Below are 12569 nucleotides of genomic sequence, written 5' to 3'. Positions count from 1 at the left end.
CCGTTCGGGTGACCGTTTTGCCGCTTGCGCCGGTTAAGCTCGTCCGAAGGGTGGACCCCGGGATCGGATTGGAGCCCACCTCGGCGGGCGTGCTAATCTTCTTCCCGTTGTCAGCGAGCGCCGCTAGCTCAACTGGCAGAGCAGCGGACTCTTAATCCGCGGGTTCGGGGTTCGAGTCCCTGGCGGCGCACCAACGAGCAAGGCCCTGAGCAGGCGTTCCACGCCTACCGGGGCCTTTTTCGCGTACGCCGCCCGCTGCGCGGCAGCTGGCCGCCCGTGGGTGGAACGCCATGGGTGTCAAACGGGCCGGGAGACACCCGTGACGTTCCACCCAGACGCGGTCGGGCCGGGAGGGATCGCGCACGCTGGCTGCCACCAGTAGCCCGGACACGACCCTCGTCCGCATCCGGGGGCAACTCCGGCTCGGGCAAGAGCAGCGCCGCCCCCGACGACGACAGGCGTCAGCCGGCGTCCCTTGCCCTTGCGGTAACCGTAGGGGGCAGTCTGGGGTCATGTTGTCGATCAGCGAGTTCAGCCAGATGTGCCACCTGTCGCCGCAGGCGCTGCGCTTCTACCACGCCGAAGGGCTGCTCGTGCCCGCTCAGATCGACGACCGGACCGGCCACCGCTCGTACGCCTTCGAACAGGTGGAACGGGCCATGTTGATCACCTTGCTGCGGGACACCGGGATGAGCGTCAAGCTCGTCCGGCGTGCCCTCGACGAACCGGACCAGGCGGTCGCCCTGCTCGACCGGCACAGCGACGAGGTCGACCGGCAGCGGCGGGCTCAGGCCGACGCGATCGCGGCGGCCCGCGCCGTCTTCGAGGCGCAGCCCGAACCGCGGTTGCGGCACGTGCCGCCCATGACGGTGGTGGCGCGGCTCGTGCCCGGCACACCGCTGGGCCGGGACGCGCACGAGTGGGACCGGGCCGAGGAGGTCATCACGGCGGCGGCGGCCGAACTGGTCAGTACCGTGCGGCAGGCCGGAGTCACCTGCCTGGGTGAGCCGTGGCGGACGCTGGCACTGGAGACGCCGGAACAGGACCGGCGCGTACTCGACGGCGCCGGACCGTTCTGGATCGTCAAGGTCGCGGTGGCAGGCACCCCGGAGACGTTGCCGGTCCTGCCCGCCGACCTGATCGTGCAGACGCCCGGCGCCCACGACGAGCTGTCGATCTTCATGCCAGGCCGCAACACAATGGCCAAGTACTGCACAGTGGTCCTGCGTCTGCTCGACGCAGAACCGCTGGACGGCGACCGGTTCGTCAACCTGGCGCGCCTGCGTCTGGAGGTCCGTGTCGACGGCGTGCTGAGCAGCGCACCCGTCGAACGACGACCGGAGTGAAGGATCAGCGCCCCGGAACCGCGCCCTGCTCGGCGAGCTGCTTGAGGTTCAGCAACTGCCGGCGGGCCATCACCAGGTCACCGAGGCATCCGCCGAGGGCGATCACCGGGTTCGTCCGCATCACCACCTTGAGCAGCAGCCGGGTGCCGTCTCCGCCGTCCGGCACCAGGACGTACGACAGGACCGCGCCCATGATCCGGCCGGTGAGGTGATGTCCCGGTTCGACCGCGAGGATCCGGCCCCGCCGCCGCCCGCCTGCTGTGGTGAACGCCTCGCCTGCCACCGGCTCCGGCAGGTCCACCAACCGTTGCGGTGAGCGCCGGCCGAGGTTGTCGATCCAGTCGTACGAGTACGGCGCGAGCCGGATCTGGGCGACCCACTGCCACACGGCGGAGGGCGGCGCGTCCACGGTCACCCCGCGACACGCCCGCAGGTTGGGCGCGGGAACGAAGTCGTCGCACGGATACCGGCGACGTGTCTCGTCGTCGGACACGCCCCACCGGTCACCGAGCATCGGCCCGGCCCAGCACCAGCGTGGTCCGCAGGTCGAGCACGACGGTGCCGCCGAACTCGTCGACCAGCCGGCCCAGGGCGGCGATCCCGCGTCGCTGCTGCTCCGGCGTGCGGGACAGGTACGGCCCGAACGTGCGCATCAGCGCCAGGTACCGCTCCTTGTCCAGCGGCAGCTCCCGGCGGAACACCTCCCGGCGTACGTCGTCGAACTGCCCGCTGTCGAGGACGTCCCGGTGGAACCAGTCGACGGGCCGCTCCCGGACGGTCGGGTCGACGGACCGCAGCGCGGCCCGGACAGCGGCCTGCTGGTCGGCGTCGGCGTAGTCGTAGCGGTGCCCGAAGACGGCGAGCGTGCCGCCGGGCGCCAGGGCGCGCCGGGCCAGGGCGTTGCGGGTGGCCGGGTCCAGCCAGTGCCAGGCCATCGCGCAGCCGAGCACCTCCACCCCGCCGGCCGGCGGTGACCACCGCTCGAACGTGGTCACCTCGACGTGGGCGTCCGGGAACCGCTCGGTCAGCCGGGCCGCCATCAGCGCGTCGGGCTCCACGCAGGTCAGGGGCGCACTGAGGCGGGCCAGCACGTCGGTGCCCTTTCCGGTGCCCGCGCCGACCTCGGCCACCGACGTCGGTGTGCCGTCGTGGTACGCGAGGATCGCCTCGGCGATCTCGGGCGGATATCCGGGCCGTGCGCGCTCGTACAGGTCGGCCACCGTGCCGAAGACATTCATCACCAGCACGATACGGCTCCGGCCGGTCCCCGGCAGACGGCGCGGAAACCGGCGTCCGTTCCTACGGCCCGCACCCGTCCGGGGCGGCGATCGGCAGGTCACGCCAGCGTGGCGGTGAGGCCGACCCTGCGTTTCGGCGGTGGTCCGCGGGCGTGCTAACGTCTCGTCCCGTTGTCAGCGAGCGCCGCTAGCTCAACTGGCAGAGCAGCGGACTCTTAATCCGCGGGTTCGGGGTTCGAGTCCCTGGCGGCGCACCAACGAGCAAGGCCCTGACCTGGTAGTTCTATGCCGGTCGGGGCGTGGACCCAAGCTGGATCAGCCCCGATCGGTGCTGCTGGCAGGCGCGTCGCCAGCCATCCGGGTCGCCGCCTCGAACGCCGCCGTCCACGGAAAGGCCCGCTGGCGGATGTTGCCGCTGCCGGGCGGGTGAGGCTCCCATCCATCCTCGGTCCCGAGGACGACCCGTACGCGCTCGTCGCGGAGACTCGCCACGGCGCGCTGAAAAGGTGCGCGGATGGCCAGGGCGGCGTTGACGAACGGAACGACCACGGTCGGCACCTGCCGGCCGATCAGCTCCGCGACCGTGGTCATCGCGTAGTTGTCGGCGATGCCGAGGGCGATCTTGTTGACGGAGTTGTAGGTGGCAGGGGCGATGATGAGCGCGTCTGCGGCGGGGAGCGAGCGGCGGGCGCCGGGGGACGACCGGTAGGTGGACCGGACCGGGTGCCCGGTCAGCCGCTCTATCGCTGCCGCGTCGATGAAGTCGAGGGCGCTGGGGGTGGCGGTGACCGCCGTTGTCCACGACTGCTGCGTCGCATCGGTGACCAGCTGTGTCACGTCTGCGGCAGGTCCGGCAGCGCAGACAACGATCTGCAGGTGGCCGCTGGTCATACGCGGATCCCGGCATGCTGGGCGAAGTCGAGGACTGCGCTGCGAACGCGTCCCCGGGTAAGGACGGCCAGGTCGCTGGCGATGCGCTGCACCGCTGGACGGCACCGGATCTCCTCTGGTGCCACCTGATAGGCGCCGCGTAGAGCGTCCAGGCCGTGCTCGTAGCGACCCCACTGCGTGTAGGCGCGGGCCACGTCAACGAATAGGGATGCCTTGCGTTCGGCGAGGCTGATCTTGTCCAGCGGAACCTGGCGAGCGATAGCGATGGCGGTGCCAGCGTCACCCATGGCCAGCGCGATGTTGACGCGGTGCAGCAGGACGTTTGTGGCACCGAACCCGGTCCACCGGTCGTTGCCGTCGTAGCCGAGTCGTCCCGCGGCGTGGGAGGCCTCGTCGAGCATGGCTTGCGCGCTGTCCCGGTTGTCGTCACGGGCTGCGGCGATAGCACCCCGCAGCAGCAGGGCGCCGTAGACGGCGACCGCGTCGGTCGAGGCGAGCCAGGTGCTGCGCCGGAGGGTTTCGGCCGCGTCTTCGGCGAGTTGACGTGCCTGTGCCATGTGGCCGTTGCTCATCAGGGCGTGGGTCATGATCCGGGCGCTCGCTGCCATCGCCACCGGATCCTGACTGATCGCAGCGGCGCGGGTGCTGCGTTCAGCGGCGACCAAGGCCATGCCCTCGTCACCGACCTTCAGCAATACGCTGCCGACGACGTGGTAGAGGTCGCCGGCCAAGGCGTCGAGCTGCGCTAGCTGCTCGCCTTCGGCGTTCGCGCGAGTCGGTTCGAGGGCGGGCAAAAGGGCCACGAGTCGGACGAGAACCTGCTCATACCGGCACGCCTGGTAATCGATTTTCGCGGCGGCGACCTCTCGAGCGAACTGCCGAAGCGGTAGGGCATCCGGCTCGGTGCTGCGGGCTGGTGATGCGACCAGTGTGTTGAGCAGGGTTGCGACGTGCGGCAGGGCGATGCCACTGATCGTCACGCCTGCCAGGAGATCTCTGCGCCGCACGTCGCCGTCCGAGTCCATGTCGTGAGCACCGCCGACGCCAGTATGGACCTGCGTGGCAGTGACAGGCAGCGGCGCGGGATCCGCAAGTGCACCGCTGGTGCCTTCTCTCACCAGTGCTTCGAAGCGCTCACGGGCCTCTGGGGTGGCTCGAGCCAGCACCGTGTCCAGAGCGGCCTGCATGTCCGCACGCAGGTGGACCTTGTCGCCCTGGCTGCTCCACTTGGCCACCGTCCGCCGCGCCGCACCGAGGTGTTCGGCGAAGCCAGTGACGCTCATCCGCAACGCCTGGCGCAGCGCGTTCGCTTCCCGGCCGGTCCAGGTCGTCACCGCAGCCATCGCACGTCCTCTCGCTCGGGACAGTTGTCGGCCGGACGATCGTAGCGGCACTTGGCGTGCTGGCAGGTGCACCGTGAGTGCACCGACAGGACATTCCCGCGCCGCACTCAGCGGGCGAACCTGATTGTGCTTGGCGCCGCTCCTAACGAGTAGGCGGCCAGCACACATTCATGGCCTCACGCCAGGGAGCTCGGCATGAACAACGAAATTCCCGCAGGGCAAGGGTGTCTGCCGGCGCGTCGGACGCCAGCTTGTGACGCCCCCACAGGCCTGGGGAACAGGCCCCGTCTGCGTACCGCCATGAGGGCTGCGTGGGTGGGTGATCGGCGGGGGTCTGCTCCCAGCCGCCGTGATGCGGCGGCAGGCTCGCCCTTCCCCCGGCGAGCCCGCCGCTCATCGTCCCTGGTGGGGGTGGCGGCATGACGGTGTACATCTCGCGTAACGCCATGGCCAGCCGGTCCCGGCGCCCCGAGCCCAGGTGGACGTCCTCGCCGGGGCATGGGTGGCCCGCTGATCCGCCGCTGCTCACCTTCGTGTGGCGTCGGCTGTTCGAGCAGCAGGCCCGCGAGGGTGGTCGCCGGTGACTGGGCCGCAGCGCCGTCTCGCGGTCAACCGGCTCGCGCCATCCGGAGTGGAACATCTACCGATGCGCCCGCTGTGGCTGTGCCGCCGATGCGGTCAGCCGTGGCCCTGCGGCGCAGCGAAGCTCGCGCTCCTGGCCGAGTACCGAGAAATGCCGGTGAGCCTGTTCCTCTACCTGGCCGGCTGCCTGCACGATGCGATCGACGACCTGCACCGACTCAACCCGAGCGTGACGGGCAGCGCTGCCGACATGTTCGACCGGTTCCTGGGCTGGCCCGCCCGTCACACCCACGCCTACCGCGTCAGTACCACCACGGCCGCCAGCATCGAGGAGGCCATTTCGTGAACGGCATCGGCCTCATCAACGCCACCGGCCAGCCGGCGGTCGCCGGCAGCTTCCACACCCTGGTCGTGCAGCCGACGAGCTTCTGCAACCTCGACTGCACCTACTGCTACCTGCCCGACCGGAGATCCTTCCGCCTGATGAGCGGCGCGGTCGCGCAGGCCTGCGCCGAGTCGATCGCCCAGCAGAACAGCGGTCATCCGGTGAGTGTCGTGTGGCACGGGGGCGAACCCACCGCCGCACCCCTCAGGCTGTTCCGGAACCTACTGACCCCGTTCGAGGAGCTGCGGCGCGCGGGAATGGTGCGTCACGAGCTCCAGACGAACGCGACGCTGATCAACCGGCAGTGGTGCGAGCTGTTCACCGCTTACGGGTTCGAGGTCGGGGTCAGCATCGACGGACCGGACGCGTTGAACCGGAACCGCCTCGACCGGGCCGGCAACGCGACCGACGCCCGGACCCTGCGCGGCATGCAGACCCTGGCCGACGCAGGGCTGAGGTACTCGGTGATCTGTGTGGTCACCCCGGAAACCATCGACCATGCGGAATCCCTCGTCGACTTCTTCACCGGCCTGCCCGGCTGCGAGTCGGTGGGCTTCAACATCGAGGAGCAGGAGGGCGCCGACCGCGCACCGGTGTCGGAGGACGCCGCGTACCAGTTCTGGCAGCACCTCATCGCACGTCGCGTCGGCGGCAGCCCGCTGCGGATCCGCGACGTGGACCGGCTGGCCGACTATCTCGCCGCCACCCGCGCCGGACACGTCGACCACGCGCCGTACGAGCCGATCCCGACCGTTTCCTGGGATGGGCAGGTGGTGCTGCTGTCACCGGAGCTGCTCGGCATTACCGAGCCGCGATACGGCGACTTCATCGCCGGCAACGTCCTCCGGCAACCCATCACCGCCATGCTCGCCCGCGCCGGCGATCTGGACTACGTCGCCGAGTTCATCACGGCCCTCAACGACTGCGCCGATCACTGCGCCTTCTACGACTTCTGCCGTGGCGCCCAGGCCGGCAACCGCTACTTCGAGCACGCGACGTTCACCGCCCGCGAGACCACCTACTGCCGGATCACCCGACAGGCCCTCGTCTGCGCCGCCGCGGATCACCTCACCACTCAAGGAGAAGCACTATGACCAACGCACTCGCGGTCCTTGTCAACGCCGCACCCGAGCAACTCGCCCGCCTCGGCGTCGACCCGCAGCGGTCGGTAGCGTCAATCGACGCGGCGAAGTTCGACAACCGCCCCACCTGGGACAACAAGGGTAGGTTCGACAGTCGACCCGGCTGGGACAACTGGAACAAGAAGAAGTAGCCCCCGCCACGGGACGCGCGGGGTGGCGTGCCCATCCCGCGCCCACACAGGTTGAGGACACATGCGCACCACCATGATCGGCGACGTGAAGGTCCTGCTGCCGGACCTCGAACCGGACGACCTCGACACCACGACGAACCTGGGCGGCGGCCTCACCGAGGCCCTCGTCGAGGGCTCGGCGTGGCGCGGCTCGCATCTTGAGGACGTCAGCATTCGCAGCAGCATGATCACCGGCGTGGACCTGAGTGAGAGCACCTGGGAAGCCGGCAGCCTCTACGGCTGCGAGATCACCCGAACCGACGTCTCCGGCGCGACCCTGACCGGCATGACCATCGAACGGTGCGCGATCACCGGCTCCCGGTTCACCGGCGCCAGACTCACCGACGTCCGCCTCAAGGACGTCCTGTTCGACGGCTGCCGCTTCGACTACGCCACCCTCCAGCGTGTCGCCGCCGCCGGCTCGGTCGCCTTCTCCGAGTGCACTCTCACCAACGGCGCGTGGTCGTCGTGCCGGCTACCCCGCATCGCACTGCGGTCATGTGACCTTGCAGGCCTGGAACTGGACTCCTGTCAGCTCGACGGGACCGACCTTCGGGGCAACCGACTCCACGGGCTGAAGACGCCGCTGGACAACCTGCGCGGCGTCACCGTCGACGAAGACCAACTTCCTGACCTCACCCAGCTGACCGTCGCCGCCCTCGACCTCACCGTGCGCAACGAGTGAATCCGAGGAGGGATCGTGCTCGCTGAACCCACCGGCAACCCGGACACGATCCTCGTCTGTATCCGGGGCAACTCCGGCTCGGGCAAGAGCAGCATCGCCCGAGAGCTACGACTCCGGCACGGCCGGGGCTGCGCCCTGGTCGAGCAGGACTACCTGCGCCGGATCGTGCTGCGCGAGCGGGACAAGCCCGGCGGCGCGGCACCGGCGTTGATCGCGCAGACCGTCCGGTTCGCCCTCGACCACGGCTACCACGTGGTCTTGGAGGGCATCCTGCACAGCAGCCGCTACCGCAGCATGCTGACCGCCCTGCGGGACGGGCACCGAGGGCGGTCGCTGTTCTGCTACCTCGATGTGTCCTTGGCCGAGACCCTGCGCCGGCACCTCACACGCCCGCAGCTCAGTGAGTTCACCGCCGAGCACATGAGCGGCTGGTACTCGGCTCACGATGTTCTCGGCTGGCCCGACGAACTTGTTCTCCCCGAGACCACCGGACTGAACGAGGCCGTCGAGGTCATCGCCGCTGCTGCTGGGCTGCCCCAGACCGGACGCGACGACGACCTGCTTCCGAACGTACCGTCTCCATAGAGCAGACCGCCGGGTTGCCACCGCCGCATGCTCGCCCTACTGCGCCTGCATGAGCGAGCCATCTCTCGATGGCAGTGAAGTCGTGCTCGGTCAGTCCGCGGCGTGGATCGACCCGATGCAGCAGGGCCGGGCCGGGGTGATGAGTCGATACCCACTGCTGGTCGACATGGGAGATCTCGTCGTCGACCCAGACGAATCGGTGATCCGGACGTTGCGCCATGCCACGGTCGTCAGCGTTCAACCGCGGGCGTGCATTGGTGCTCGACGGGTGCTCGGGCGCCGTGGACGCGACCATGGTCGGAGGGACTGACTGGGACGCCGACTCGACTGAGTCGGGCCATGACCGCGAACAGATGGACTCAGTAGACCCGGTTGGACCGGGTGACTCGGCCAAGATCAAGCTCTTAATCCGCGGGTTCGGGGTTCGAGTCCCTGGCGGTGCACCAACGAGCAAGGCCCCGGTCCGGCAGGTGTCTGCGGGCCAGGGCTTTCTGGTGTCCCGGGTTCGCGGCCGGCGGCGACGCCCGCGCTTAGATTAACAGGCACGGCGACGGGTAGGCCGGTGGCATGCCCCGCATCCCGCCCGACCTGAGCCCCCCGCCGTCGAGGAAGCCGGCCCGGAGAGCGCCGTGAGCGGACTGCGATATCGCCTGGTGGCGGACCTGTACGACGTGGTGTCGCTGGAGTGGCCCGTCTACCGGGCGGGACGCGTGGTCGGAGTCGACGCGACCGGCCTGCGGGCCGGGGATCGGGTGTTGGACGTGGGCTGCGGGACGGGACTGAGCATGCCCCTCGTCCGCGACGTGGTCGGCGCGCGAGGTGCGGTGGTCGGTGTCGACGCGAGTCCGCAGATGCTGCGCCGGTCGCGGTCGCGCATCGAGCGCGCCGGCTGGACGAATGTCCAACTGATACGGGCGGACGCAGCGGATCCGCCACCGGCACTGCGGGCGGGACCGGAATTCGACGCGGTGCTCTTCGTCTACGCGCTCAGTGTCGTTGCCGACTGGCGTCGAGCCTGGTACGGGGCGATCGACCTGCTGCGCCCCGGTGGGCGGGCCACGATCGTCGATCTCGCCCTGCCGACCGACGGGTGGCGGGTACTCTCCCCGGCCGCCCGCCTGGCGTGCCTCGCCGGTGGCTCCGACCCGCACCGGCATCCGTGGAAGCTGCTGGAGGCCGGGTTCACCGATGTCGGGCACGAGGTGCTGCGCGGCGGACACGTCCACGTGGTGTCGGGCCGGCGATCCGGCTGACCAGCCGGGCCGGTCGGTTCTTACCGATCGCTGACATCTCCGGCAGGATGTGCGGGCGCGCGTGCCGCGCGGATAGCGTCACGGCATGACGAAGGCATACTCCGGCCGGCAACGGTGGTGAGGCACCTGTGACCGGTCTTGATCTTCTCGTTCTCGGCGGCGGCACGGCGGGGCTGGTCTCGGCGGTGGTCGCCGGAGGGTTGGGTGCCCGGGTCGCTCTGGTCGAACGGGACCGCACCGGCGGCGAGTGCCTCTGGACGGGCTGCGTACCGAGCAAGGCGTTGATCGAGGCGGCCGACCTGGCCCAGCGGATGCGGCGTGCCGACCGGGTGGGCCTGACGCCGGTCGAGCCGGTGGTCGACCTGGCCGACGTGATGGCGCACGTGCGCGCCGCCCAGCGGACGATCGCGCCACACGACGCGCCGGAGCGGATCCGCGCCGCCGGCGCTCAGGTGATCTCCGACGAGGTGACCTTCGTCGGGCCGCGCCGGGTGCGGCTCGCCTCGGACGGGCGCGAACTGACGGCGCGGTGCGTCCTGGTGGCGGTCGGCTCGGAGCCGGCGGTGCCGCCGGTGCCCGGCCTCGCCGATGCCGGCCCGCTGACCAGCGACACGGTCTGGGGCCTGACGACACTGCCACGGCGCCTGCTGGTGCTGGGCGGCGGGCCGGTCGGTTGCGAGCTGGGCCAGGCGTTCGCGCGCCTCGGAAGCGAGGTGACCCTGGTGGAACGGTCCCCGCGACTGCTGGCGCGGGAGGACCCGGAGGTCGGTGACCTGATCGCCGCGCGCCTGCGGGACGAGGGCGCCGACGTGCGGACCGGCACCGAGCTCAGGGAGATCACCGGGCAAGGCCCGTGGCGGGCCCGGGTGGACGGGGCGCGACCGGGTCGGATCGACGTCGACCGGGTGCTCGTCGCGGGCGGGCGGCGGCCCCGCACCGCCGGGCTGGGCCTGCGCGACGCCGGTGTGACGCTGACCGACCGGGGGGCGATCCGGGTGGACACCCGCATGCGGACGTCCGCACCCGGGGTGTACGCCGCCGGCGACGTGACCGGTGTACTGCCGTTCACCCAGGTCGCCGCCCACCAGGCCGCCACGGCGACGCTCAACGCGCTGTTCCTGCTCCCTCGGCATGTGCGGTACCTCTCGATGCCGTATGTGGTCTTCACCGACCCCGAGGTCGCCCGGGTCGGCCTTCGCGCGTCCCAGGCCCGGAGCCGGTGGGGTGGACGGGCGGTGCTCACCCGCCTCGACCTGGCCGAGGTGGACCGGGCGGTGGCCGCCGGGCGCACCGACGGGTGGGCGTCCCTGGTCGCCGATCCGGCGGGACGGCTGGTCGGCGCGACCGTCGTGGCACCGGCCGCCGGCGAGGTGATCGGTGAGCTGGCAGCCCTGATCGCCCGCCGCGGCCGGCTCACCGAGCTGTACCGCACCGTGCACCCCTACCCGACGTACGCGCTGGCCGCCGTCGACGCCGTCGGTGAACACCTGCAGCGGCGCCTGCTGACTCCCACCACCCGGCGGCTGACCCGGCCGCTGCTGGGCGCGCTCCGGGCCGCCGCGCGTACCTCGTGACGCCACAGCGCGACCCGGCCGCCATCGCTCGTGCGGCGCGGCTGGTACGGCGTGTCCTGGTGCCGTACCACCGCGCGCGCGTCGTCGGCCTCGACCGGATCCCCGCCGGCCCGGCACTGTTCGTCGGCAACCACAACGGCGGGTTCTACACCGGCGACACCTACCTGTTCGGCGCCGCCGTCCACCGCAGCCGCGGGCTCGCCGACACGCCCTGGGTACTCACCCACAATCTCGGCCTGACCCTGCTCGGCCGCTGGCTCCGGCCGCTGGGCGCCGTCCCCGCGGACCTGGCGACCGCCGCGGCCCTGCTCGACCGTGGCGACAAGGTGCTGGTGTACCCGGGCAGCGACGCCGACGGCGCCCGCCGGTGGACCCAGCGGCGGAGGGTGGTCTTCGAGGGACGGGTCGGCCACGCCCGGCTCGCCGTGGCGTGCGGCGTGCCGGTCGTCCCGATCGCCGCGGCAGGGGCGCACAACACCGCGATCGTCCTGCACGACGGCGCCGCGGTGGCCCGGCTGCTGGGCACGCGGCGGCGGCTGCGACTGGCCCGTTGGCCCCTCCTGCTCAGTGTGCCGTGGGGCCTGACGTTCCTCCCGTCCGTGCCCTACCTGCCGCTTCCGGTGCGCATCACCATCGTCGTGGGGCCACCGATCCACTTCGACCGCCACGGCGCCGACGCCGCCGCCGACGAGGTGTACGTGCGAAGCTGCGCCGCCCGGGTCCTCGCCGCCGTCCAGTCCCTGCTCGACGCCGCCGGCTGACCCTGGCCCCCATCGCCCGCACCCCGGCAGAGCACCGAACACGGCTCGTCCGCCCCGACAGCCCCATCAGCGGGCGCGACGTCCCGTGTGCTGAGCGGTGGCGTCCACGATGACGGCATCGGGTTCCCTGCGACCGCCGTGACCATGCGCTTGAACCTGCCCACAGCCCGGATTGCTGGTAACGGTCTTCGCGGATTACCTCGTTGGCGTTGCGCATGAGGATCACCAACCCGTCTCTCCCCGTACGAGGGCGGTCCCGACGCCCGAATGAGGCGAATGACGTCCGATTCTCTGACGGCGCGAATCGGTTTTCGCGATCATTGTTCGGCGCTCTGCGCTGGATCGATGATCTGCTCGGGGTGGTTGACATGATGCCGTCCGGCGCCGTTCCGGTGCCTCCATGGGTCCGAGTGGCCCGGTGTTGTCCACCGATGGACGAGTGCAGCATCGGTCGATTGTTCGATCATTGACAGCTACGCCGTGTCATATTCAAGGAGGGCGATGCGTAATAGTGCTTCGCAGTGGTGGAGCGATCCGCGGGGTGTCAGTTGACTGCGGCAACCATCTTCTGATCTGCGGTTTTGAGGATCGGCTCGATGCCCCGCCGTCGCCGC

At 70.6% G+C, this 12569-nt stretch carries 15 protein-coding genes and 2 tRNA genes; 13 read left to right on the top strand and 4 right to left on the bottom strand.

Annotated elements, in window-relative coordinates:
* Nucleotides 1-117 precede the first annotated feature (117 nt).
* Together GA0070215_RS12975 and GA0070215_RS12970 are read left to right on the top strand one after the other, a co-directional pair.
* A tRNA-Lys gene (locus GA0070215_RS12975) sits at nucleotides 118-193 on the top strand.
* Nucleotides 194-512: 319 nt separating this feature from the next.
* Nucleotides 513-1346 (top strand): MerR family transcriptional regulator, encoded by an 834-nt coding sequence (locus GA0070215_RS12970; RefSeq protein WP_091045681.1) that lies wholly within the window; start codon nucleotides 513-515, stop codon nucleotides 1344-1346.
* A 4-nt stretch (nucleotides 1347-1350) separates the two neighbouring features.
* On the opposite strand, the gene GA0070215_RS12965 is transcribed toward GA0070215_RS12970, so the two are convergent.
* Together GA0070215_RS12965 and GA0070215_RS12960 are read right to left on the bottom strand one after the other, a co-directional pair.
* Nucleotides 1351-1860: an SRPBCC family protein gene (locus GA0070215_RS12965; RefSeq protein ID WP_091045676.1), complete on the bottom strand. Its 510-nt coding sequence runs from the start codon at nucleotides 1858-1860 to the stop codon at nucleotides 1351-1353.
* Nucleotides 1850-2584 carry a class I SAM-dependent methyltransferase gene (locus tag GA0070215_RS12960; protein ID WP_141708193.1) on the bottom strand — a complete coding sequence of 245 codons (735 nt, stop codon included), beginning with the start codon at nucleotides 2582-2584 and terminating at the stop codon, nucleotides 1850-1852. The genes GA0070215_RS12965 and GA0070215_RS12960 overlap by 11 nt, the downstream gene beginning before the upstream one ends.
* Before the next feature lie 181 nt (nucleotides 2585-2765).
* Here GA0070215_RS12960 and GA0070215_RS12955 point away from each other — a divergent pair.
* A tRNA-Lys gene (locus GA0070215_RS12955) sits at nucleotides 2766-2841 on the top strand.
* 58 nt (nucleotides 2842-2899) lie between these two features.
* Here the strand turns inward: GA0070215_RS12955 and GA0070215_RS12950 are convergent.
* Nucleotides 2900-3475 carry a flavoprotein gene (locus GA0070215_RS12950; protein ID WP_091045668.1) on the bottom strand — a complete coding sequence of 192 codons (576 nt, stop codon included), beginning with the start codon at nucleotides 3473-3475 and terminating at the stop codon, nucleotides 2900-2902.
* Nucleotides 3472-4818 (bottom strand): hypothetical protein, encoded by a 1347-nt coding sequence (locus GA0070215_RS12945; RefSeq protein ID WP_091045665.1) that lies wholly within the window; start codon nucleotides 4816-4818, stop codon nucleotides 3472-3474. The genes GA0070215_RS12950 and GA0070215_RS12945 overlap by 4 nt, the downstream gene beginning before the upstream one ends.
* 419 nt (nucleotides 4819-5237) lie before the next feature.
* On the opposite strand from GA0070215_RS12945, the gene amcA (GA0070215_RS28440) reads away from it, so the two are divergent.
* The 10 genes from amcA (GA0070215_RS28440) (at nucleotide 5238) to GA0070215_RS12900 (ending at nucleotide 11955) form a co-directional block, all read left to right on the top strand.
* Nucleotides 5238-5402: a multiple cyclophane-containing RiPP AmcA gene (gene amcA, locus GA0070215_RS28440; RefSeq protein ID WP_167361515.1), complete on the top strand. Its 165-nt coding sequence runs from the start codon at nucleotides 5238-5240 to the stop codon at nucleotides 5400-5402.
* Nucleotides 5399-5746 carry a hypothetical protein gene (locus GA0070215_RS12940; RefSeq protein ID WP_091045662.1) on the top strand — a complete coding sequence of 116 codons (348 nt, stop codon included), beginning with the start codon at nucleotides 5399-5401 and terminating at the stop codon, nucleotides 5744-5746. Before amcA (GA0070215_RS28440) ends, GA0070215_RS12940 begins: the two co-directional genes overlap by 4 nt.
* Nucleotides 5743-6879, top strand: a complete 1137-nt coding sequence (gene amcB, locus GA0070215_RS12935; RefSeq protein ID WP_091045657.1) for a cyclophane-forming radical SAM peptide maturase AmcB — start codon at nucleotides 5743-5745, stop codon at nucleotides 6877-6879. The genes GA0070215_RS12940 and amcB overlap by 4 nt, the downstream gene beginning before the upstream one ends.
* Entirely contained in the window at nucleotides 6876-7058 is a 183-nt protein-coding gene (gene amcA / locus GA0070215_RS12930; RefSeq protein ID WP_018789098.1) for a multiple cyclophane-containing RiPP AmcA, read from the top strand. Before amcB ends, amcA (GA0070215_RS12930) begins: the two co-directional genes overlap by 4 nt.
* Before the next feature lie 61 nt (nucleotides 7059-7119).
* Nucleotides 7120-7782: a pentapeptide repeat-containing protein gene (locus GA0070215_RS12925; protein WP_091045653.1), complete on the top strand. Its 663-nt coding sequence runs from the start codon at nucleotides 7120-7122 to the stop codon at nucleotides 7780-7782.
* Between the two features lie 15 nt (nucleotides 7783-7797).
* Nucleotides 7798-8367 carry a kinase gene (locus tag GA0070215_RS12920; RefSeq protein ID WP_091045650.1) on the top strand — a complete coding sequence of 190 codons (570 nt, stop codon included), beginning with the start codon at nucleotides 7798-7800 and terminating at the stop codon, nucleotides 8365-8367.
* A gap of 49 nt (nucleotides 8368-8416) precedes the next feature.
* The gene (locus tag GA0070215_RS28435; RefSeq protein WP_167361514.1) at nucleotides 8417-8677 is read left to right on the top strand and encodes a hypothetical protein; all 261 of its coding nucleotides are present in this window, start codon (nucleotides 8417-8419) and stop codon (nucleotides 8675-8677) included.
* A gap of 319 nt (nucleotides 8678-8996) precedes the next feature.
* A complete protein-coding gene (locus GA0070215_RS12910) occupies nucleotides 8997-9620 on the top strand; it encodes a class I SAM-dependent methyltransferase (protein WP_091045642.1) in 624 nt (207 codons plus the stop codon).
* Between the two features lie 128 nt (nucleotides 9621-9748).
* On the top strand, nucleotides 9749-11194 hold the full coding sequence (locus GA0070215_RS12905) for a dihydrolipoyl dehydrogenase family protein (RefSeq protein WP_091045638.1): 1446 nt from the start codon (nucleotides 9749-9751) through the stop codon (nucleotides 11192-11194).
* The gene (locus tag GA0070215_RS12900; protein WP_091045634.1) at nucleotides 11191-11955 is read left to right on the top strand and encodes a 1-acyl-sn-glycerol-3-phosphate acyltransferase; all 765 of its coding nucleotides are present in this window, start codon (nucleotides 11191-11193) and stop codon (nucleotides 11953-11955) included. Before GA0070215_RS12905 ends, GA0070215_RS12900 begins: the two co-directional genes overlap by 4 nt.
* Nucleotides 11956-12569: the final 614 nt, after the last annotated feature.

Origin of the sequence: Micromonospora marina (assembly GCF_900091565.1) — a bacterium.
In the GTDB taxonomy this organism is placed as follows: domain Bacteria; phylum Actinomycetota; class Actinomycetes; order Mycobacteriales; family Micromonosporaceae; genus Micromonospora; species Micromonospora marina.
Note: the sequence above shows the minus strand (reverse complement) of the source record. Positions and strands in the feature narration are given on the sequence as shown.